We start from the raw sequence: 20,010 nt of genomic DNA, 5'->3' as shown, positions 1-20,010 counted from the left end.
TTCGCCTGTTTGACTTGACAGAAATGCCAAAGGCAATGTGCAAAGTGGCGAAAGTGCTATGCCGGCTGTGATGCCTCGGGCTGTCGGGCCGGCGGCTGCTGCCCAAACGCCTGTTTGTCCGCCGGCACCACGCCGTAGAGGAACGCCGCGATCTCGTCGGCCTGGGCGTCCGCATCGCGCTCGCCGAGCGCGAGCAGCGCCTGCGTGAAGGCCGGTTCGAACAGCAGATAGCTCGCGAATGCCGCCCCGCGCGCCTCGGTGCCGCCCAGCGGCGCGATCAGCGCGCGCACGGTGCGCGGCAGGCGTTCGATATGCCGGGCCGCGATGTTCTCGATGGGTTCGCTCGGCGAGATCGTCATGACCTCCACGGGGCGCCAGCCCTCCGCGTCGCCCGCCACCTCGGGCATGCGCGCGAGCAGCCGGTTGATATGCAGCAGCCGCTCGAGGTCCGCCTGCAGGCCATCGAGGAAGATGCTCGCCAGCGCCTGGCCGCCCACCTGCGCCAGCGACGGATAGCCGCCCGCGGGCACCGTGTCGAACCAGCCCGCGCGCTGCCGCGAGGCCGCGCCGATGGCGAGGATGCGCGACGCGCCCAGATGGATGGCCGGCGACAGCGGCGACATCTGCCGCATCGTGCCGTCGCCGAACCATTCGTGATGGCCTTCGATCTCGAGCGGAATCGACGGGAACAGAAATGGGATGGACGACGACGCGAGCAGATGGTCCACGCCGATACGCGCTTCCACGGCCACGCGCTGGCTCCGATGCCAGGGGTGGATGCGCCGGTGCGACTGGTAGAACGTGACATGGCGCCCGGTCGAGTACGAGAGCGCCGTGACCGCGAACGCGTTGAGCACGCCGGCATCGAGGCTGGCCTGCACGCGGTCGCCATCGAACAGCTCGCTCAGCATGCCGCCCAGCGGCGTGTTGTCGAGCAGGGCGCGCGGCGCCTGGCGCGTGGCCCAGCCGAATGCAAGCGACGAGAGCCAGCGCGCGCCGGACGCGCCCACGCGCAGCACGTCGGTCCGGTAGACGTCGTCGGCGTGGATGCTGTGCCAGAGCGCGGCCAGGCTGTTGGTGGCCGCCTGGAAGTCGGCGGCACCGATCGCGAGCCCCGCGCCATTGACCGCGCCGGCCGACGTGCCCGCGATGATGCCGAACGGCAACGGCCCGTGGGACAGGCCATGGCGTTCGGCGATGCGCGCGATGCCGGCGAGCACGCCGGCCTGGTACGCGGCGCGGGCGCCGCCGCCCATCATGATCAGCGCGGTCTGCTGGCGCCGCGTGGTGGCGGATGCCGCCGGGGGCGGGACGGGAAGGCTTGCCGGAGCGGTCACGCGTTATCGTCCGTGTCGGGCGGCTCCGGGGCGTTGGCGGGCGCCTGTCTGGCAGCGGCCTGCCTTGTGGTCGCTTGCCTTGTCGTGGGTGGCTTTACCGCGGCCTTGTTCGCGGTCCTGCTTGTGGCCGTGGCTTGAGTCGTGGGCTTCTTCGGGGTCGCGTTCGGGGTCGCCTTCGTGTCGGCCTTCATGTCGGCCTTCGTGTTGGCCTTCGCGGCAGGCTTCTTTGCAGTCGCCTTCTTTGCAGTCACCTTCTTTGCAGCAGCCTTCTTTGCCGCGGCCTTCTTTGCGGCCGCTTGCTTTGTGGCCGGCTTTCTTGCGGACGCCGTCCTTGTCGTCGGCTGCTTCGCCGCAGTCTTCTTCGCCGGCGTCGCGGCCTGCGCGGAGGGCCACGCGCCAGGCCCCGCCGCCGCTGTACCCGTACCCGTCGCCGGCGCGGCGGCGTTCATGCCGCCGAGATTGCCGAACGGCACCATGCTCGCCGCGGCCGCGCTGCTCGCGATCTGGTTGAACTGCTGCTGCAGCAGATTCCACCAGAGCGCCGCGTTCGGCGGCAGTTCGGTGCCGCTGTCCGTTGCGCTATCGGTCGCACCTTCGGTCGCGCTATCGGTTGCGCTATCGGTCGCACCCTCGACGGGCCCATCGTCGGGCAGGGCCTCGGTGTTTTCGTCGTCGCCCGCCCCATCCTCCCCGTCTTCCGCATCGGCAGCGTTGAGGTCGGGCGGGTACTCGATGTCGTCGTCCTCTTCCTCTTCCTCATCATCGACGCTCTCGGGCTCCGGCGCGCGCGTGGGCATCGTGAACGGATGATGATGGGGCGTCGCGCTCGGCGCGTTGGCCGCGCGCGCCACGTTCTCCATCGCGCTCTGCATCGCATCGGGCGAGAGCGCCTTGCCGAAGGTCTGCAGCGCGACCAGCGTCGCGCGCTGGACCTCCAGGCCCTGGATCGTGGTGCGCAGCAGATTGACGTTGAGCTGCAGCCAGCTCTCGACGGCCTTGAGGTCGTGGATGCGCTTGTCGACCTCGTCGAGGTCCATCGGCGGCGTCATCGCCTGCAGGCCCGGCATCAGGCCGTTGGGCATGCCGCTGCCCGCGCCCCATAGGTTGCGCAGGAACTCGAAGCCGTTCGTGAAATCGGGAATCTGTCCAAACATGGTCACGCACTCCCTCAAGGCAGGTTGATGACGGGATGAAAGACGGTCGGGGTTACCTGAATTCGGGTGGACGCTTCTGCCGCAGGCTCGCCACACCCTCGTGGACGTCGGGCCCGGAGAACCCCATGAACTCGAGCGCCAGCGAGGTATCGAACGCGGGACCCGCCATGCGCAGCCAGTTGTTGAGCGCGTACTTGGTCCAGCGAATCGCGGTCTGCGAGCCCGCCGCGAGGCGTTCGGCCACCTCGAAGGCCTTGGCCACCAGCGCATCCTCGTCCACCACCAGCGATACCAGGCCGATCCGCTCGGCTTCCTCGCCCGTGACCGACTCGCACAGCATCAGATAGTACTTGGCCTTGGCCATTCCGCACAGCAGGGGCCAGACGATCGCCGCATGGTCGCCGGCCGCCACGCCGAGCCGCGTGTGGCCATCGACGATGCGCGCGCCGCGCGCGGCAATGGAGATATCGGCGAGCAGCCCGGCCACGAGCCCGGCACCCACGGCGGGGCCGTGCATGGCCGACACCACGGGCTTGTCGCAATTGATGAGGTTGTAGACGAGGTCGCGCGCTTCCTGCCACACACGCGTGCGCGTGCCGAAGTCGTTGACCATCTCCTCGACGAGGGCGAGGTCGCCGCCCGCGGAGAACCCCTTGCCTTCGCCGCGGATCAGCGCCACGCGGATATCGGGGTCCGCCGACACATCGCGCCAGATCTCGGCGAGTTCGCGATGCATGGTCGCGTCGGCCGTGGCGAGCTTGCCGTTGGCCGACTGCCCGGCCCCCATCACGATCTCGAGGATCGGTCCGTGCCGGCGCAGCGTGAGCGCGCGGTAGCGTTCGAAGCGTGGGGAAAGCGCCTGTTGTGCTGCGTCCATCGTTGTCTCCGGTATCGTTATCCCTCTGCGATGGACAGTGTCGTGCCTAGCGTTGCGACACCGCCTGATCGATTGCGCCAAAGATCGAGTGGCCCTGCGCGTCGAACATCTCGATGCGCACCGCGTCGCCAAACTTCATGAACTCGGTCACGGGCTTGCCGCCTTCGATCGTCTCGATCATGCGCTGCTCGGCGATGCACGCATAGCCCTTGCTGCGATCGACGTTCGAGATCGTGCCCGATCCCACGATCGAACCCGCGCGCACGTTGCGCGTCTTGCAGATATGCGCGATGAGCTGGCCGAAGTCGAACACCATGTCCGTGCCGCACTCGGGCGCGCCCACCTTCCTGCTGTTCCAGTGCACGATCATCGGCCGGTGCACGCGGCGCTCGCGCCAGGCGTCGCCCAGTTCGTCGGGCGTGACCGCCACCGGCGAGAACGCCGTGGCCGGCTTGCTCTGGAAGAAACCGAAGCCCTTGCCGAGCTCGGCGGGAATCAGGTTGCGCAGCGACACGTCGTTGGCCAGCATCACGAGGCGGATCGCCTCGGCGGCCACTTCCGGCGTCGAGCCCATGCGCACGTCGCCGGTGATCACGGCCACCTCGGCTTCGAAGTCGATGCCCCACGCTTCGTTCGGACACACGATATCGTCCTGCGGACCGATAAAGTCGTCGGAGCCGCCCTGGTACATCAGCGGGTCGGTCCAGAACTCGGCCGGCATCTCGGCACCGCGCGCCTTGCGCACGAGTTCGACGTGGTTCACGTAGGCCGACCCGTCGGCCCATTGATAGGCGCGCGGCAGCGGTGCCATGCAGTCCTTCGGCGCGAACGGGAACGGATGCCGCGCGCGGCCCGCGTTCAGCGCTTCGTAGAGGTCCTGCAGCTGCGGCGAGTAGAACGTCCAGTCGTCGAGCGCGGTCTGCAGCGTGCTGGCGATGGCCGTGGCGAAGTGCGCGGTCTTGAGGTCGCGGGAGACGACCACGAGCTGGCCGTCGCGGGAGCCGTCCTTGAGGGTGGCGAGTTTCATGCGATTATCGATGGCATTGCGGGATGTGCCGTAGTGTAACGGAGCGCCCGGCGCCCGCCGGTTAGAATCGCCGACTTCAACCCTCACCGCTCACGCATCGCCGCGCCATGACCGAAGAACCGGACACCGACGAATCGAAATCGCGCGCCGGCATCCAGTCCATCGAGGTCGGATTCCGCCTGCTGCAGGTACTTGCCGCCGCCCCGCGCGCGATGATGCTGCGGGACCTCGCCGCCGCCGCCGACATGCCGCCGGCCAAGGCGCATCGCTACCTCGTCAGCTTCCAGCGGCTCGGCACCGTGGTGCAGGACCCGGTCAGCGGCCGCTACGACCTCGGACCGTTCGCGCTGCAGCTGGGGCTTGCCGGCCTCAACCGGCTGGACCCGCTGCGCAAGGCGCGCCCCCTGCTGTCGCAGTTGCGCGACGAGCTCGATCACACGGCGGGCATCGCGGTCTGGGGCAATCAGGGCCCCACCATCGTCCATTGGGAAGCGTCGAGCCATCCGGTCACCGTGAGCCTGCGGCTCGGCGACGTGATGCCGATGCTCAATTCCGCCACGGGGCGTCTCTACGGCGCGTACCTGTCGCGCCGGCAGACGCTGCCGATGATCGAGCGCGAACTCGCGCTGCGCGGCGCGTCGGCCGGGCACATGTCCCTGACCGATTACGATGCGATCTGCGCGGAGGTGCGCGCGCAAGGCGCCGCGCGCACGCTGGGTGGCGTGCTGCCGGGCATCAATGCGATCTCGGTACCGGTGTTCGACGCGACGGGACATCTTGCGCTTGCGCTGATCGTGCTCGGCGCGGAAAGCGTATTCGATGCAGAATGGGGCGGTGCGGTCGACCGCCGCGTGCGCGACATCGCCCAACGCATCTCTTCGGAACTTGGCTATCTTGGCGGCACCCCGCCGGCCGACACCGCCGGCCCCTCTCGCACCTGCTGAACGACGCGCGCGCCGCTGGCGCTGGGGCGGTGTCGTCGCCCTCGTGCTCGGCGTCCATGCGCTGCTGCTGCTCGGCCTCGTGCGGCTGCCGTTGCCGCGCGTTCCGGACATGCCGGACATGCCGATGCTGCAGGCCATCCTGCTGCCGCCTCCGCCACCCCCTTCGGTTCCCAGACCTGCCGTGGCACCGCTGCCGCGCGCGCCCGAACACGTCCCCACGCCGGCGCCGCCTGCGGCGCAGCCCGAACCCGCGCCTGCGCCGCAGCCCGCCGCGCCGCCTGTGGCCACGGCACCGGCCGGCGACACCACCGCGGCGACTGGCGCGGGCACCGATGGCGCCGCGCCGGGCGCGGCCGCCGCCGGCGGGCCATCGGAGGCATCCGGCCCCGCATCCGGGGCCACAACCGGTCCCACCCCCGGCCCCACACCCGGCCCGCCGGCCCCCGCGTACGCGGCCCCGGCATCGGAGACGCTGCATTACGCGAGCTACGTCAACGGCGTGCAGAATCCCGACGGCCTGATCCGCTGGGAGCAGGACGGCGCGCATTACCGGCTGGCCGTGGAAACGCGCGTGCTGTGGTTCCGCTTCGCGTTCCAGAGCACGGGCACGTTGACCGAGCGCGGACTTGCGCCGGACCGGTACGAAGAAAACTGGCGCGGCAAGGTGCGCGCGACGCGCATCGATCGCGCGGCCGGCGTGGTCGCATTCGAATCGCGCGGCAACCAGGTCCCGCTGCCGCCCGATATCCAGGACCGCTTCAGCGTATTCCTGCAGATCGTCGGCTGGGTGCGTGGCGACCCGACGCGTTACGCCACCCCGGGTGTGACGGAGACATTCCATCTGGCCGATACGAGCGACGTCGAAGCCATCCAGGTGCAGTACGTCGGCGAGGACGACATCGACGTGGGCAATGGTCAGTTCATCACGCGCGCCAAGCATTTCGTGCGCCTGCCGCGGCGCGCCGACGACAAGCGCCGGGTGGAAATCTGGCTGGCGCCCTCGCTCGGGTGGATGCCGGCGCGGTTGCGACAGACGGAACCCGACGGGACGCAGATCGATCTGGTCTATCGTGGCGTATCGGGCGAGGGCAGCGGACGCTGATTTCGGTGGGCGATTTACAACGTCAGCGTTCCACCGACAAAAAAATACGCCATTGGTGATTGTTCAAACGTTCGTCATCGCCAACCATGAAGGTATGGCCTCGAACAACGACACCCCCAACGGCACACCCTCCGCGGAAGTGTCCCGGACACCTTCCTCCGAACCCGGCACGCGCCGCGTGCACGTCGGCGATATCGCGCTGCAGGTTCGCGTGGATGGCACCGAGGGACCCTGGGTGGTGCTCGTACACGCGCTGGGCGCGAACCTGACGCTCTGGGACGACACCGCCCGGCACCTGTCGGGGCGGTATCGCGTGCTGCGCGTCGATCTGCGCGGCCACGGTGGCAGCGATGCGCCGGTCGGGGCCTATACGATGACGCGCCTCGCGGACGACATCGCGGGCGCGATGGACGCGCTGGAGATCGATCAGGCGCACTTTTGCGGCGTGTCGGTCGGCGGCATGGTCGGGCAGACCTTCGCCGTGCGGTACGCCGAGCGCCTGTTGTCGCTGACCCTCGTCGATACCATCAGCCATACGCCGATGACCGCGCATCCGATGTGGTCCAACCGCATCGGCCAGGTGGAAGCGCATGGCATGGCCGGTGTGGCCGAGGCCACGCTCGAGCGATGGCTGACGAAACCGTTCCGGGACGCGCATCCGGAAGTCGTCGAACGCATTCGCGCGATGCTGCTCGGCACGCCCGAGCAGGGCTTCGTCGGCGTGGCGCAGGCCATCATGGCATTCGATCTGGTCAACGCACTGCCACGTATCCACGTTCCCACTCTTGTGGTGGTGGGCGCCGATGACGAAGGGTCGCCGGTGGCGATGGCCGAGTCGATCGCGAAGGCGATACCGGCCGCGCGGCTCGTCGTGTTGCCGGACGCCGCCCACCTCGCTTTCATCGAGCAACCGCAGCGGTTCCACGAGGCGTTCGACGCGTTCCTGGGCCATGCGGCATGCGGAGGCCAGTGTGATATTCCGTAACGCGGTTGAGCGTGTTGAAACACACTGATGCGCAATGCTCAAGAAACTTGCGCGCGATGCCGATGCCCAATGTACGTAGAGGGAAAAGAAGAGGGGTTGGGAAGAGTTCGAAGCGCGCCCAGACGCCAGGCACTTGATTCACGGGCGACTACCCTCACCTTGGAGGTGAAATCGCGGTTCTTGCGCCGTCTATCGGTGCGATAGCCGCCAACCAATGCCAGGAGGTAGTGCGATGCAAATGATCTACAACAGCGACAATTACTGCATTGTCGAGTTTGGAGCAGACGTCGAGCATGCGCCCCTAGCCTCGGGCGGCTTCGAGATTGTGGACAAGAACCTGAAACGCGAGATTTTCCTCGGCGGCCAGATGGCCGAGACCTTCCGCGCGGACGTGAAACGTCTGATTGAGAGTGAGCCTTCCGTGGAAGAGGTCGACGATTTTCTCGGCAAGTTCGATACGGTGATGAACAACCCGCTGGTCATGCACTGACGCTTGATGAGCGGAAAAAAAACGCCCGCGCAAGCGGGCGTTTTTCATTCAGTACTGCTCCCACGGCAGCCCGTCGTGCCGCCAGCCATTGACCGTATTGCGATGGCGATCGGTATCGAGGTCGCCCTCGAACCCGTGCTGGACATAGTAGACCGTGACGAAGCCCGCGCCTTCGAGCGCGCGCGCCGCGGCAGTGGAGCGGTTGCCGCTGCGGCAGATCAGCAGCACGGGCCGCGCCGAGACATGGCCCGCGAGCTTCTTCACGTTCTGCACGAAATGCGGGTTGACCTCCCAGTCGGGGCCGTCGTTCCACGGTACGTTGTGGGCGCCCTTGGGATGGCCGACAAACAGGTATTCCATCTCGCTGCGGCAGTCGATGAACAGCGCGTCGGGCTCGCGGTCGAGCAGTTGTCTGGCGTCGTTGGGAATCAGCGGTTGCATGCGGAAAAGCGACAGGCGGCGGATAGAGCTCCCAGTGTAGTGCCGGCGCCCCGCGGTCCGCAACCGCAAACCATTGACGCAACTGGTAAAATCGCGGTCTTGCCGCATCGAACCGAACCGAACTCCCATCATGAGTGCCGACACCCAAGCCATCCGTCCCGACGCGCGCCCGGACGCCCGCCCCTATACGCGTGGCGCCCGCCTGCCGCAACTGCTGCGCGAGCGCATCCTGATTCTCGATGGCGCGATGGGTACCATGATCCAGCGCTACAAGCTGTCGGAGGCCGATTACCGCGGCACGCGCTTCGTCGACCACCATATCGACGTCAAGGGCAATAACGAGCTGCTGCTGCTCTCGCGCCCGCAGGTCATCAGCGAGATCCACGAGCAGTATCTCGCCGCCGGTGCCGACATCATCGAGACCAACACCTTCGGCGCGACGCGCGTGGCGCAGGAAGACTACAAGATGGCGGACCTCGCGTACGAGATGAACGTCGAGGCCGCGCGCCTGGCGCGCGCCGCGTGCGACAAGTATTCCACGCCGGACAAGCCGCGCTTTGTCGCGGGCGCGTTCGGCCCCACGCCGAAGACCGCGAGCATCTCGCCCGACGTCAACGACCCGGGCGCGCGCAACGTCGATTTCGAGGAACTGCGCGCGTCGTACTACGAGCAGGGCAAGGCGCTGCTCGAAGGCGGCGCCGACGTGTTCCTGGTCGAGACGATCTTCGACACGCTGAACGCCAAGGCCGCGCTGTTCGCGATCGACCAGCTGTTCGAGGATACCGGCGAACGGGTACCCGTGATGATCTCGGGCACCGTGACCGATGCCTCGGGCCGCATCCTGTCCGGGCAGACCGTGGAAGCGTTCTGGAACAGCCTGCGCCATGCGCGGCCCGTGACGTTCGGCCTGAACTGCGCGCTGGGCGCCACGCTGATGCGCCCGTATGTCGCGGAGCTGGCCAAGGTCTGCGACGTGCCCATCTCGTGCTACCCGAACGCGGGCCTCCCCAACCCGATGAGCGACACGGGCTTCGACGAAACGCCGGAGGTCACGTCGTCGCTGGTCGAAGAGTTCGCGGCCTCGGGCCTCGTGAACCTGGTGGGCGGATGCTGCGGCACCACGCCCGAGCATATCGCCGCCATCGCGAAGCGCGTTGCCGACAAGGCCCCGCGCGCGTGGCCCGGCCACTATCGCGACGCCGCCTGATTCCGCCAGACACGTCTTCAACGCAGCGCCCCTAACAAAAGCATTCGCCATGAGCCAGCAAAACCTGCCCCCGCGCCCGATGCGCCTGTCCGGCCTCGAGCCGTTCTCGATCGACGACGGCACCCTGTTCGTCAACGTCGGCGAGCGGACCAACGTCACGGGGTCCAAGGCGTTCGCGCGCATGATCCTCGCGGGCCAGTTCGACGAGGCGCTGGCCGTCGCGCGGCAGCAGGTGGAGAACGGCGCGCAGATCATCGACATCAACATGGACGAGGCGATGCTCGACTCGAAGGCCGCGATGGTCAGGTTCCTGAACCTGATCGCGTCGGAGCCCGATATCGCGCGCGTGCCGATCATGATCGACTCGTCGAAGTGGGAAGTGATCGAGGCAGGCCTGCAATGCGTGCAGGGCAAGCCCGTGGTGAACTCGATCTCGCTCAAGGAAGGCGAGGAGCAGTTCCGCCATCACGCGAACCTGATCCGCCGCTATGGCGCGGCGTCCGTGATCATGGCGTTCGACGAGAAGGGCCAGGCCGACACGTTCGCGCGCAAGACCGAGATCTGCAAGCGCAGCTACGATCTGCTCGTCAACGAGATCGGCTTCCCGCCCGAAGACATCATCTTCGATCCGAACATCTTCGCGGTGGCCACCGGGATCGAGGAACACAACAACTACGCGGTGGACTTCATCGAGGCCACGCGCTGGATCAAGCAGAACCTGCCGTACGCGAAGGTGAGCGGCGGCGTGTCGAACGTGTCGTTCTCGTTCCGCGGCAACGACATGGTGCGCGAGGCGATCCACACCGTGTTCCTGTACCACGCGATTGCGGCGGGCATGGACATGGGCATCGTCAACGCGGGCCAGCTCGGCGTGTACGACCAGCTGGACCCCGAACTGCGCGAGCGCGTGGAAGACGTGGTGCTGAACCGCCGCGAGGACGCGACCGACCGCCTGCTCGAGATCGCGGACCGCTTCAAGGGCGGCGCCGCCAAGAAGGAAGAAAACCTCGCGTGGCGCGGTACGCCCGAGGCGCCGGTGTCCGTGGGCGATCGCCTCGCGCACGCGCTCGTGCACGGCATCACGAACTTCATCGTCGAGGACACCGAGGAAGCGCGCGTGATGATCGCCGCGCGCGGCGGCCGCCCGATCGAGGTCATCGAAGGGCCGCTGATGGACGGCATGAACGTCGTCGGCGACCTGTTCGGCGCGGGCAAGATGTTCCTGCCGCAGGTGGTCAAGAGCGCGCGCGTGATGAAGCAGGCCGTGGCGCATCTGCTGCCGTTCATCGAGGAAGAGAAACGTCTGCTGGCCGAGGCCGGCGGCGACGTGCGCGCGCGCGGCAAGATCGTGATCGCCACGGTCAAGGGCGACGTGCACGACATCGGCAAGAACATCGTGTCGGTGGTGCTCCAGTGCAACAACTTCGAGGTGGTCAACATGGGCGTGATGGTCCCGTGCAACGAGATCCTGGCGCGCGCCAAGGTCGAGGGCGCGGACATCGTCGGGCTGTCGGGCCTGATCACGCCGTCGCTCGAGGAAATGGCCTACGTCGCTTCCGAAATGCAGCGCGACGACTATTTCCGCGTGAAGAAGATTCCGCTGCTGATCGGCGGCGCCACGACATCGCGCGTGCACACGGCGGTGAAGATCGCCCCGAACTACGAAGGGCCGGTCGTGTACGTGCCGGACGCCTCGCGTTCGGTGAGCGTGGCCTCGAGCCTGCTGTCCGACGAGGGCGCGGCGAAGTACCTCGACGACCTCAAGAGCGACTACGACCGTATCCGCACGCAGCACGCGGGCCGCAAGGCGACGCCGATGGTCACGCTGGCGCAGGCGCGCGAGAACAAGACGAAGATCGACTGGAGCACGTACGTGCCGCCGAAGCCGAAGTTCATCGGCCGCCGCGTGTTCCGCAACTACGATCTGTCCGAGCTGGCCCGGTTCATCGACTGGGGCCCGTTCTTCCAGACGTGGGACCTTGCCGGCAAATACCCGGACATCCTCAACGACGAGATCGTCGGCGAATCCGCGCGGCGCGTGTTCTCGGACGGCAAGAGCATGCTCGCGCGCCTGATCCAGGGCCGCTGGCTCAGCGCCAATGGCGTGATCGCGCTGCTGCCGGCCAATACGGTCAACGACGACGATATCGAGATCTACACCGACGAGTCGCGCACGAAGGTCGCGCTGACGTGGCACAACCTGCGCCAGCAGAGCGAGCGTCCCGTCGTCGATGGCGTGCGCCGCCCGAACCGTTCGCTCGCGGACTTCATCGCGCCGAAGGAGAGCGGCATCGCCGACTACATCGGGCTGTTCGCGGTGACGGCGGGTCTTGGCGTGGAGAAGAAGGAGGCGCAGTTCGAGGCCGACCACGACGACTACAGCGCCATCATGCTCAAGGCGCTGGCCGATCGTCTGGCCGAGGCGTTCGCCGAATGCCTGCACCAGCGCGTGCGCACGGACCTCTGGGGCTACGACGCGGCCGAATCGCTGAACAACGAGCAGCTGATCGAGGAAGCGTATCGCGGTATCCGTCCGGCGCCGGGCTATCCGGCATGCCCCGAGCATACGGTGAAGGGGCCGATGTTCGCGTACCTCGATGCCGCCGATATCGGCATGGGCATCACCGAATCGCTGGCGATGACGCCGGCCGCCTCGGTGAGCGGCTTCTTCCTCTCGCATCCGGACGCGACGTACTTCAGCGTGGGCAAGATCGGCACCGATCAGCTCGAGGACATGGCCGCGCGCCGCGGCGAAGATCGCGCCACGATGGAACGCGCGCTCGCGCCGAACCTGTAACGGCATGTCAGCGCCCGGTGTGCGCGGCCACGCGTACACCGGGGCAAGCACCGGTTTGCCGCTCACGGCTGCTTACAGGGCATTACAAGTGCTCACAGACGGTGCGGGACGGACTCCATAGACTGAGCCTCAGTTCACGTGACATCGCGTGAATGCCGCGGCGAATGTTTCGCCACGGTGCATCTGAAAGGAGTCTCTCCCATGAAAAAGCTGCTGATCTCCCTGTCCGCTCTCTCGATTGCCGCCGCCTCTTCGCTGGCCATGGCACAAGGTACTGGCGTCTCCACCGGCACGCAGGCCGGCGCCGGCCTGACGGCGCCGGGCGCATCGGCTGGGGCGCAGGTCGGGGGCGGTGCCAGTGCGTCCACCCAGGGCGCGACCGATACCGGCGCTGACGTTAAGGCAGACACCAAGGCAGACACGAAGGCAGAGAGCAAGGCGGGCGCCAAGCACGGCAGGCACGCGAGCAAGGACGCGAAGGGCGCCAAGTCGAAGAAGGGCACCGAGGCCAGCCTCGGCACGAGCGCGGTGACGGGCGGCAGCACGGACGCCGGCAGCAAGATCCAGTAACCGGCGGACCCGCCACCCCTCCAGCAAAGGCGCCTTCGGGCGCCTTTTTTGCGTCCGCCACCGGCCGGCCCGGCCCCTGTCCGGCAACCCCTTACGCCCGCAAGCCGCTGTAAATCCTGCACGTCATGTCAGCCTGACACCGACATCTTTGCGCACGGCGCCGCACTACAATGCATGAAACCGGCCCGTTCCGCCTCGTGCATCCGGGCTGCCCCTTTACCGTGGAGACACCGATGATCCGCGTCTTGATCGCCGATGATCATGAGATCGTGCGCGCGGGTTTGCGCCAGTTCATTTCCGAAGAACCCGACATCAAGGTGACGGGCGAAGCCGCCAGCGGCGATGAAGTGATGGCGCAGTTGCGCGACAGCGAGTTCGACGTGCTCGTGCTCGATATTTCCATGCCGGACCGCAACGGCATCGACGTGCTCAAGCTGATCCGACAGCGTCTGCCCAATCTGCCAGTCCTGATCCTGTCCACCTATCCGGAAGACCAGTACGCGATCAACCTGATCCGTGCCGGCGCTTCGGGCTATCTGACCAAGGAAAGCGCGCCCGACGACCTCGTCAAGGCGATCCGCACCGTGGCGCAGGGCCGCCGGTATGTGAGCGCCACCGTCGCCGACCTGCTGATCGGCGGCCTCGACAAGCCGACCGAGCAGCCGGTGCACCAGACGCTTTCCGAGCGCGAGTTCCAGATTTTCTGCAAGCTCTCGCGCGGGCAGTCCGTATCCGTGATTGCCGATGAACTGTTCCTGAGCGTGAAGACCGTCAGTACTTACCGCTCTCGCATCCTGGAGAAGATGGGCATGAAGACCAATGCCGACCTGACCTATTACGCCATCAAGAACGGCCTGGTCGAGTAAGCCGCGCCAACCTCTATCGCATTCACCCCATCGCCCAGTCAGTTACCGAATCCCACAGCGCCATGCCGGAGCAAGCCGCGGCCTCCTCGCACCGATTGCTGCGAGTCCTCCTGATCGAGGACTCGCCGGTGCTGCGTGGGATGCTGCTCGAGTATCTGAATGCGTTCCCGTTCGTGGAAAGCGTGGACTGGGCCGACACCGAAAGCACGGCCATCCGGCTCGTGAGCGAAGGCAGCTATCACGTCGTGATCTGCGACCTGCAATTGCGCCAGGGCAACGGCATCAACGTGCTGCGTGAAATGCAGAAGACCGGGCTGTCCGGTATCCGCATCGTCTATACGAACCACGCGCAGGTCTCGATGTACCGGCGCCAGTGCACCGAGGCCGGTGCCGACTACTTCTTCGACAAGTCGCTCGAGCTGGAACAGGTGTTCCGCGTCATCGAGGACTACGCGACCTCGCCCCAGTGACGGGGCATTGAACCTCAGGCTTCGACTTCCTCTTCCGGCGGCGCGAGTACCGTCGTCGTCAGCGGCACCACCACGCGTACCGTCACGCCCTTGCCTGGCGCGGAGTCGATATGCATCGTGCCGCCGAGCGCGGTCACGCGCTGTTCCATGCCCAGCAGTCCATGATGGCCCGCCGTGCTGCCCGCATCGAAATCGGGCGGCAGGCCGACGCCGTCGTCGCGCACCACGAGCGTGAGTTCCTGCGGTGTGCAGGCGAGGCTGACGGACACGTGATGGGCCTCGGCGTACTTGCTCGCATTGTTGAGCGACTCCTGCACGATACGGTAGAGCGCGATGGCGGCACTGTCGCGCAGCGGCGGCACCGTTTCCGGAAGATCGACCGTGGTCTCCCACTCGTTGCGCGTGCCGACGTCCTCGACGGTCTGCACGATCGCCTCGCGCAGCCCGAGGTTGAGCAGCACCGTGGGGCGCAGGTCCTCGATGAGCCGGCGCTTGATCTGGATACTCTGGTCCACGTGGAGCATCACGCGCGTGATCTTGTCGCGCGCTTCGGGATGGGTCTCCTGCACACGCAGCCGTACCCAGTGCAGATCGAGCTTGATGGCGGTGAGAATCGCGCCGAGCTCGTCGTGCAGCTCGCGCGCCAGGCGCGTCTTCTCGTCCTCGGTCACGCGCTGCAAGTGGGCGGCCAGGGCGGAGAGCTGCCGCGTGCGCGCGCGTACCTTTCGGTCCAGCCGCGCGCTTTCTTCTTCCAGCTGCACGCGCGCGGCTTCCGCCATCGTCATGCGGCGCGAGTGGCCGAGTCCCACCGCGACGAGCAGGAGGATGTTGATCGTGGTCAGCAGGCCGATGCCATAGCGTGAAAGCTGCAGGTCGTGCTCGGCCGCCTCGAGGTTGTGCGTGACGGTACCGGACTCGCGCGCCTGCAGATGTTCGAGCCCGCGCCGCGCGTTCTCCATGGTCTGCTTGCCGTAGTCGGTGCGGATGAGGTCGAGCGCCACGTCAACGTCGCGCTTGCCGTAGACGAGCGTCAGCGCCATCTCGTTGACCTTGCGCGTGACGAACTGCGAGGTCTCGGCGAACAGGCGCAGGCCCTCGGGATCGTCGGCGTAGTGCTGGCGGATCTGACCCATGAGGGTCGTGATGCGCGGTAGCGCCTTGTAGTAGGGGTCGAGGTAGCTTTCCTTGCCGGTCAGCAGAAAGCCGCGCTGGCCGGCTTCCGCATTGACCAGTTCGCCCACGAGCGCGCCGAGGTCGCTCTGCAGCTGCTGCGAGCGCACGGCCTGCGTATAGCCCTCGCGCAGCCTGAGGTTGCCGGTTTCCGAGGCGATGAGGACGGCCAGCGTCAGCACGATGCCGCCGGCCAGCAGCAGCGTGTTTCTGAGAAGTAAGGAGTGCTTGACCATGTCGTTGGGCCTGGGAGACAGAAGATTTGCGCGGCCATGGGATCACATCATGCGCGCGGGGTCAATCGTACCGGCCGCCCCATTTGGCCGCATCCAGCGCGCAGCGTGGCGCGATGTAGGACTCGGCTGACATGTGAATCGGCGCCGTTTCGGTTTTTGGTGGAGGAACCGGCCCCTACGATGAGCCTATGAGCTTGCGCACCGTGGCGCAAGCAGAAGGCGCCGAAAGCCGGTGCACTTCGCTAACCTCGGGAGACCGGCCATGCTGCACTACGCACTCGTCTTTTTCATTGTCGCCCTGATCGCGGCGATCTTCGGCTTCGGCGGTATCGCCGCCGGCGCCGTGGAAATCGCCAAGATCCTGTTCTTCATCTTCCTGGTCGTGGCGCTCGTCACCTTCGTGATGGGCCTGGTGCGACGCCGGTAGTTGAAGCGCAGCGGCACGATGGCCGCCCCCGGGCGGTCATCGTGTTTTGAAGGCGCCCAATCCGTGAAGAAGGAGTTGAACATGCTTACGCAGAATCCGAAGGTCCGGAAGGAAATGAATCACCTTGCCGACAGTGCGCAGAACACTGTCCGCCAGATCAAGCACTCGGCGCGCGACACGCGCGATGCCGCCCGCGATGCCGCGGCACCGGTGTCTGACGAAGTGCGCGCGCTGATCTCGCAGTTGCAGCAAACGATCGAGGTGCTCGCGCACGAAGGCTCGGCCGAAAGCATGCAGGCCGGCGAACGTCTGCGCGAACGCGCGCACAAGCTTGCCGACCGCGTGCGGGCGCAAACCTACGATGGCGTGCACTGGGCGCGCGATCACGTCGATGCGGCCGTGGACACCGGCCGGCAGCGCGTCGTGGAATCCCCGCTCAAGGCGGTGGGGATCGCGGCGCTGGCCGGTGCGTTCATCGGTCTGCTGCTCGCGGGTCGCCGTAGCGACTGACCCGCACCCGACTGACACGAAACCGATGGGCGGGTAACCGCCATCCCGATTTCCGTTTTACCCCTGCAGCACCCCCCCTTTCCGGATATATCCCTGATCCGGCGGCCCGGCCACCTCCACGGTGCGTCCGGGCGCTTTTTTTGGGGCGTTGCGGGTTGGAAGAACGGCGGCGGGAAACTTACGGCGGGCTTTCAGTTCGGCGCGGAGGCGAGCGCCCGCGGCCGCCGCGCGCGGCCGGGAGCGAGGGGCGGCGGCCCGGCGGGCCGCGGTGGGAGGAGATGCCGGGCCGGGTTTACACGCCCCAGAGCACGTCGGCCCCTTCCTTCTGCGAGAGGCGCAGCATGTCGAGGAACGGATAGGCGCGCTGACCGAGGTGCAGCGGCTCTTCTTCGTGTTCGTCGTCCTCGGCAACGGACGAGTTCGCGGGGTGGGTCTTCTTCGCGTCCGATACCGCGGCTTCCAGCTTCTGGATGGCGCGCGGCAATTCTTCGGTCGTGATCACCCCACGCTCACCCAGGTGCTTGCCGATGATGCCAAGCAGCGTGATGGCGAGGTCCTTCATCATGATCAGGTCCTGCGCCGCGTGGGATTTGAAGGTGATCAGCATGATGTGTCCTTTCTTCGAGTCACGGAAACCATGGAGTCCCATGGTGTCCTTGAGGATGCACGCATAAGCAACCGCATGATGTCAGCATAGCACCTGATAAAATTCGGCGTTTATCCGAATTCATACATGTCGCGCGGCGCGCCGTTCACTTGACGATGCTGCCGCGGGACCCAGGGCCCGACCACCATGCTGCCTGTTCAGACCTCCATTCTTGCCGCCGCGTTCACGGATGCCGTGCGGTCGCTCGCCCCGGCCGATGCGGCCCTGCCCGCCGTCACGTTCGAACGGCCGAAGGTCGCCGCCCACGGCGACCTGGCCTGCAACGTGGCCATGCAGGTCGCGCGGGCGCTCAAGAGCAACCCCCGCGAACTGGCCCAGCGCATCGTCGCCGCCGTGGAGGCCGACCCGCGCGCCCAGGCGCTCGTGGAGAAGCTCGAGATCGCCGGCCCCGGCTTTATCAACCTGCGGCTGAACGCCGCGGCGCGCGCCGAGGTGCTGCGCGCCGTGCTGGCCGAGGGCGACCGTTTCGGCGCCAAGGCCGAGGGTGCCCACGGCCAGGTGCTGGTCGAATTCGTCTCCGCCAACCCGACCGGCCCGCTGCACGTGGGCCATGGCCGCCAGGCCGCGCTCGGCGACGCGCTGGCCAACCTGCTGGGCTGGCAGGGCTGGGCCGTGCACCGCGAGTTCTACTACAACGACGCGGGCGTGCAGATCCACACGCTGGCGACCTCGGTGCAGGCGCGCGCGCGCGGCCTCAAGCCCGGCGACGCCAACTGGCCCGAGTCCGCGTACAACGGCGACTACATCGCCGATATCGCGGCGGACTTCCTGGCGGGCAAGACCGTCAGCGCGTCCGACGGCGAGCCGGTGACGGCATCGGGCGACGTCGAGGATATCGAGTCGATCCGCAAGTTCGCGGTCACGTACCTGCGCAACGAACAGGACATCGACCTGCAGGCTTTCGGCGTCAAGTTCGACCGCTATTACCTCGAGTCGTCGCTCTATAGCGATGGCCGCGTCGAGGACGCGGTGCAGTCGCTCGTCGCGAAGGGCAAGACCTACGAGAGCGAGGGCGCGCTGTGGCTGCGCACCACCGACGACGGCGATGACAAGGATCGCGTGATGAAGAAGACGGACGGCACGTACACGTACTTCGTGCCCGACGTCGCGTATCACACGACCAAGTGGGAGCGCGGCTTCCACAAGGTCATCAACGTGCAGGGCAGCGACCACCACGGCACCATCGCCCGCGTGCGCGCCGGCCTGCAGGGGCTGGACATGGGGATTCCGCAGGGCTATCCCGACTACGTGCTGCACAAGATGGTCACCGTGATGAAGAACGGCGAGGAGGTGAAGATCTCCAAGCGCGCCGGCTCGTACGTGACCGTGCGCGACCTGATCGAATGGAGCAACGGCGGCGACCGCACCATCCGCGGCTGCCTGGAAGCCGGCGTGGCCGACTGGCCCGCGCTGTTCACGCGCGGCCGCGACGCGGTGCGCTTCTTCCTGCTGTCGCGCAAGGCGGATACCGAGTTCGTGTTCGACGTGGACCTCGCGCTGAAGCAGAACGACGAGAACCCGGTGTATTACGTGCAGTACGCCCATGCGCGCATCTGCTCGATCTTCGAGGCATGGGGCGGCGCGGACTGGGCGGCCCGCCTGCCCGAGCTGGCCGGCGCCGACCTGACCGCCGTGACCGCGGCCGACGTCAGCCCGCAGGCGCTCGCGCTGGGCCGCCGCCTGGCCGAGTTCCCGGACATGCTGGCCGCGGCCGCGGGCGAACTGGCACCGCACGCGGTGGCGTTCTACCTGCGCGACCTCGCGGGCGACTTCCACGCGTTCTACAACGCCGACCGCGTGCTCGTGGACGACGAGGCCGTCAAGCGCGCGCGCCTGGCCATGCTGGCCGCCACCCGGCAGGTCCTGCGCAACGGCCTGGCCGTGATCGGCGTTTCCGCGCCGCAACGGATGGAACGCGAACAGGCCCTATAATCGCGAGCATCACCGAAGAGGACTTCATGCAACAGAAAGCCAAGCGTGCCCAGGGCACCCGCCGTCGTGACAGTCAACATGGCGGTACGTTTCTGGGCCTCGTGCTCGGCCTGATCGTCGGCCTGGCCATCGCCGTTGTGGTCGCCCTGTACATCACCAAGTCGCCGGCGCCGTTCCAGCAGAAGAATGGCGGCACCGCGGCACCGCGCCCGAGCGAGCCCGGCAACGTCGCGAGCGCGCTGCCGCCGCCGACCCAGCCGCAGCAGCCCGCCCAGGGCGCCGACCAGTCGGACCCGAACAAGCCGCTGTGGAGCAAGACCCCGGCCAAGCCGGTGGGCCAGCCGCCCGAGGCCAATCCCGCGGCGCCGTCCGCCAATCCGGCCGCGCCGGCCGTGCCCGCACAGCCGCCGGTGGCCGTCACGCGTCCGCCGGAAGCGGGGACCAGCGGTGCCGCGTCGCGCCCGGTCACGCCGCCGCAGGCCGCCCGCCCGGCGGAAAAGCCCGTGGCCGACCCGATCGCCGAGATTGCCCAGGCGGACGCCAACAAGGTGGGCTACCTGCTCCAGGTGGGCGCGTTCCGCTCGCAGGACGACGCCGATCGCCAGAAGGCCAACCTGGCCATGCAGGGGTTCGAGGCCAAGGTGACGGACCGCGATGTCAACGGCGTGAAGATGTACCGCGTTCGACTGGGACCGTTCAACCGCATCGAGGACATGAACCGCGCGCGCGACCGGCTGCAGTCGGCCGGCTTCGAGGCGTCCGTGATTCGTTTCACCAAGCAGTAAGACCGGCCTTCCGGTT

The 20,010-nt window shown here is 67.2% G+C and carries 20 protein-coding genes; 13 read left to right on the top strand and 7 right to left on the bottom strand.

The genetic code is table 11. The features are described 5' to 3' along the window. Nucleotides 1–56: 56 nt before the first annotated feature. From FOB72_RS14235 to FOB72_RS14220, 4 genes are all read right to left on the bottom strand, one after another. Entirely contained in the window at nt 57–1,259 is a 1,203-nt protein-coding gene (locus FOB72_RS14235) for a patatin-like phospholipase family protein (protein ID WP_150373918.1), read from the bottom strand. 74 nt (nt 1,260–1,333) lie between these two features. Continuing rightward, entirely contained in the window at nt 1,334–2,491 is a 1,158-nt protein-coding gene (locus FOB72_RS32560) for a PhaM family polyhydroxyalkanoate granule multifunctional regulatory protein (protein WP_223851344.1), read from the bottom strand. Nucleotides 2,492–2,543: 52 nt separating this feature from the next. Continuing rightward, the gene (locus tag FOB72_RS14225; RefSeq protein WP_150373167.1) at nt 2,544–3,368 is read right to left on the bottom strand and encodes an enoyl-CoA hydratase/isomerase family protein; all 825 of its coding nucleotides are present in this window, start codon (nt 3,366–3,368) and stop codon (nt 2,544–2,546) included. 46 nt (nt 3,369–3,414) lie between these two features. Further along, nucleotides 3,415–4,395: a fumarylacetoacetate hydrolase family protein gene (locus FOB72_RS14220; RefSeq protein ID WP_150373166.1), complete on the bottom strand. Its 981-nt coding sequence runs from the start codon at nt 4,393–4,395 to the stop codon at nt 3,415–3,417. A gap of 107 nt (nt 4,396–4,502) precedes the next feature. Here FOB72_RS14220 and FOB72_RS14215 point away from each other — a divergent pair, with 107 nt between their 5' ends. The 4 genes from FOB72_RS14215 (at nt 4,503) to FOB72_RS14200 (ending at nt 7,916) form a co-directional block, all read left to right on the top strand. After that, nucleotides 4,503–5,339 carry an IclR family transcriptional regulator gene (locus tag FOB72_RS14215; protein WP_150373164.1) on the top strand — a complete coding sequence of 279 codons (837 nt, stop codon included), beginning with the start codon at nt 4,503–4,505 and terminating at the stop codon, nt 5,337–5,339. Next, nucleotides 5,290–6,441: a DUF3108 domain-containing protein gene (locus FOB72_RS14210; protein ID WP_191002259.1), complete on the top strand. Its 1,152-nt coding sequence runs from the start codon at nt 5,290–5,292 to the stop codon at nt 6,439–6,441. Before FOB72_RS14215 ends, FOB72_RS14210 begins: the two co-directional genes overlap by 50 nt. A 94-nt stretch (nt 6,442–6,535) precedes the next feature. Then, nucleotides 6,536–7,426 carry an alpha/beta fold hydrolase gene (locus FOB72_RS14205; RefSeq protein WP_150373161.1) on the top strand — a complete coding sequence of 297 codons (891 nt, stop codon included), beginning with the start codon at nt 6,536–6,538 and terminating at the stop codon, nt 7,424–7,426. Between the two features lie 232 nt (nt 7,427–7,658). Then, nucleotides 7,659–7,916, top strand: coding sequence for a DUF3567 domain-containing protein (locus tag FOB72_RS14200; RefSeq protein WP_150373160.1), 258 nt, complete (start codon nt 7,659–7,661; stop codon nt 7,914–7,916). 48 nt (nt 7,917–7,964) lie between these two features. Here FOB72_RS14200 and FOB72_RS14195 read toward each other — a convergent pair whose 3' ends face one another. After that, on the bottom strand, nt 7,965–8,357 hold the full coding sequence (locus FOB72_RS14195) for a rhodanese-like domain-containing protein (RefSeq protein WP_150373158.1): 393 nt from the start codon (nt 8,355–8,357) through the stop codon (nt 7,965–7,967). A 130-nt stretch (nt 8,358–8,487) separates the two neighbouring features. On the opposite strand from FOB72_RS14195, the gene FOB72_RS14190 reads away from it, so the two are divergent. The 5 genes from FOB72_RS14190 (at nt 8,488) to FOB72_RS14170 (ending at nt 14,267) form a co-directional block, all read left to right on the top strand. Beyond that, a complete protein-coding gene (locus FOB72_RS14190) occupies nt 8,488–9,564 on the top strand; it encodes a homocysteine S-methyltransferase family protein (RefSeq protein WP_150373156.1) in 1,077 nt (358 codons plus the stop codon). After that, nucleotides 9,512–12,361: a methionine synthase gene (metH, locus tag FOB72_RS14185; protein ID WP_263364724.1), complete on the top strand. Its 2,850-nt coding sequence runs from the start codon at nt 9,512–9,514 to the stop codon at nt 12,359–12,361. The genes FOB72_RS14190 and metH overlap by 53 nt, the downstream gene beginning before the upstream one ends. Before the next feature lie 201 nt (nt 12,362–12,562). After that, nucleotides 12,563–12,931 (top strand): hypothetical protein, encoded by a 369-nt coding sequence (locus FOB72_RS14180; protein ID WP_150373153.1) that lies wholly within the window; start codon nt 12,563–12,565, stop codon nt 12,929–12,931. Nucleotides 12,932–13,164: 233 nt separating this feature from the next. Further along, nucleotides 13,165–13,797, top strand: a complete 633-nt coding sequence (locus FOB72_RS14175; protein WP_109582374.1) for a response regulator transcription factor — start codon at nt 13,165–13,167, stop codon at nt 13,795–13,797. Nucleotides 13,798–13,859: 62 nt separating this feature from the next. Then, complete coding sequence (locus FOB72_RS14170) at nt 13,860–14,267, top strand: response regulator (RefSeq protein WP_150373152.1); 408 nt, start codon at nt 13,860–13,862, stop codon at nt 14,265–14,267. A gap of 14 nt (nt 14,268–14,281) precedes the next feature. On the opposite strand, the gene FOB72_RS14165 is transcribed toward FOB72_RS14170, so the two are convergent. Further along, a complete protein-coding gene (locus FOB72_RS14165; protein WP_150373151.1) occupies nt 14,282–15,673 on the bottom strand; it encodes a CHASE3 domain-containing protein in 1,392 nt (463 codons plus the stop codon). Nucleotides 15,674–15,935: 262 nt separating this feature from the next. Between FOB72_RS14165 and FOB72_RS14160 the strand changes: the two genes are divergently transcribed. Both FOB72_RS14160 and FOB72_RS14155 read left to right on the top strand, forming a co-directional pair. After that, nucleotides 15,936–16,100, top strand: a complete 165-nt coding sequence (locus FOB72_RS14160; protein ID WP_109582372.1) for a DUF1328 domain-containing protein — start codon at nt 15,936–15,938, stop codon at nt 16,098–16,100. Between the two features lie 81 nt (nt 16,101–16,181). Next, the gene (locus tag FOB72_RS14155; RefSeq protein WP_150373149.1) at nt 16,182–16,610 is read left to right on the top strand and encodes a YqjD family protein; all 429 of its coding nucleotides are present in this window, start codon (nt 16,182–16,184) and stop codon (nt 16,608–16,610) included. Nucleotides 16,611–16,902: 292 nt separating this feature from the next. Here FOB72_RS14155 and FOB72_RS14150 read toward each other — a convergent pair whose 3' ends face one another. Continuing rightward, nucleotides 16,903–17,217 carry a DUF1840 domain-containing protein gene (locus FOB72_RS14150; RefSeq protein WP_150373148.1) on the bottom strand — a complete coding sequence of 105 codons (315 nt, stop codon included), beginning with the start codon at nt 17,215–17,217 and terminating at the stop codon, nt 16,903–16,905. A 186-nt stretch (nt 17,218–17,403) separates the two neighbouring features. Between FOB72_RS14150 and argS the strand changes: the two genes are divergently transcribed. Continuing rightward, nucleotides 17,404–19,209 (top strand): arginine--tRNA ligase, encoded by a 1,806-nt coding sequence (gene argS, locus FOB72_RS14145; protein WP_150373146.1) that lies wholly within the window; start codon nt 17,404–17,406, stop codon nt 19,207–19,209. 26 nt (nt 19,210–19,235) lie between these two features. Further along, nucleotides 19,236–19,994 (top strand): SPOR domain-containing protein, encoded by a 759-nt coding sequence (locus tag FOB72_RS14140; protein ID WP_150373145.1) that lies wholly within the window; start codon nt 19,236–19,238, stop codon nt 19,992–19,994. The last annotated feature ends 16 nt before the right edge of the window (nt 19,995–20,010 follow it).

It is taken from the genome of Cupriavidus pauculus (assembly GCF_008693385.1).
Classification (GTDB): domain Bacteria; phylum Pseudomonadota; class Gammaproteobacteria; order Burkholderiales; family Burkholderiaceae; genus Cupriavidus; species Cupriavidus pauculus_D.
The sequence above is the reverse complement of the archived record's forward strand: the minus strand, read 5'-3'. Positions and strand labels throughout refer to the sequence as shown.

Coding starts and splice junctions, on each gene's coding strand:
- FOB72_RS14235 (WP_150373918.1), bottom strand. CDS start 1,259: ATGATGGGCGGCGGCGCCCGCGCCGCGTACCAGGCCGGCGTGCTCGCC.
- FOB72_RS32560 (WP_223851344.1), bottom strand. CDS start 2,491: ATGTTTGGACAGATTCCCGATTTCACGAACGGCTTCGAGTTCCTGCGC.
- FOB72_RS14225 (WP_150373167.1), bottom strand. CDS start 3,368: ATGGACGCAGCACAACAGGCGCTTTCCCCACGCTTCGAACGCTACCGC.
- FOB72_RS14220 (WP_150373166.1), bottom strand. CDS start 4,395: ATGAAACTCGCCACCCTCAAGGACGGCTCCCGCGACGGCCAGCTCGTG.
- FOB72_RS14215 (WP_150373164.1), top strand. CDS start 4,503: ATGACCGAAGAACCGGACACCGACGAATCGAAATCGCGCGCCGGCATC.
- FOB72_RS14205 (WP_150373161.1), top strand. CDS start 6,536: ATGGCCTCGAACAACGACACCCCCAACGGCACACCCTCCGCGGAAGTG.
- FOB72_RS14200 (WP_150373160.1), top strand. CDS start 7,659: ATGCAAATGATCTACAACAGCGACAATTACTGCATTGTCGAGTTTGGA.
- FOB72_RS14195 (WP_150373158.1), bottom strand. CDS start 8,357: ATGCAACCGCTGATTCCCAACGACGCCAGACAACTGCTCGACCGCGAG.
- FOB72_RS14190 (WP_150373156.1), top strand. CDS start 8,488: ATGAGTGCCGACACCCAAGCCATCCGTCCCGACGCGCGCCCGGACGCC.
- FOB72_RS14180 (WP_150373153.1), top strand. CDS start 12,563: ATGAAAAAGCTGCTGATCTCCCTGTCCGCTCTCTCGATTGCCGCCGCC.
- FOB72_RS14175 (WP_109582374.1), top strand. CDS start 13,165: ATGATCCGCGTCTTGATCGCCGATGATCATGAGATCGTGCGCGCGGGT.
- FOB72_RS14170 (WP_150373152.1), top strand. CDS start 13,860: ATGCCGGAGCAAGCCGCGGCCTCCTCGCACCGATTGCTGCGAGTCCTC.
- FOB72_RS14165 (WP_150373151.1), bottom strand. CDS start 15,673: ATGGTCAAGCACTCCTTACTTCTCAGAAACACGCTGCTGCTGGCCGGC.
- FOB72_RS14160 (WP_109582372.1), top strand. CDS start 15,936: ATGCTGCACTACGCACTCGTCTTTTTCATTGTCGCCCTGATCGCGGCG.
- FOB72_RS14155 (WP_150373149.1), top strand. CDS start 16,182: ATGCTTACGCAGAATCCGAAGGTCCGGAAGGAAATGAATCACCTTGCC.
- FOB72_RS14150 (WP_150373148.1), bottom strand. CDS start 17,217: ATGCTGATCACCTTCAAATCCCACGCGGCGCAGGACCTGATCATGATG.
- argS (WP_150373146.1), top strand. CDS start 17,404: ATGCTGCCTGTTCAGACCTCCATTCTTGCCGCCGCGTTCACGGATGCC.
- FOB72_RS14140 (WP_150373145.1), top strand. CDS start 19,236: ATGCAACAGAAAGCCAAGCGTGCCCAGGGCACCCGCCGTCGTGACAGT.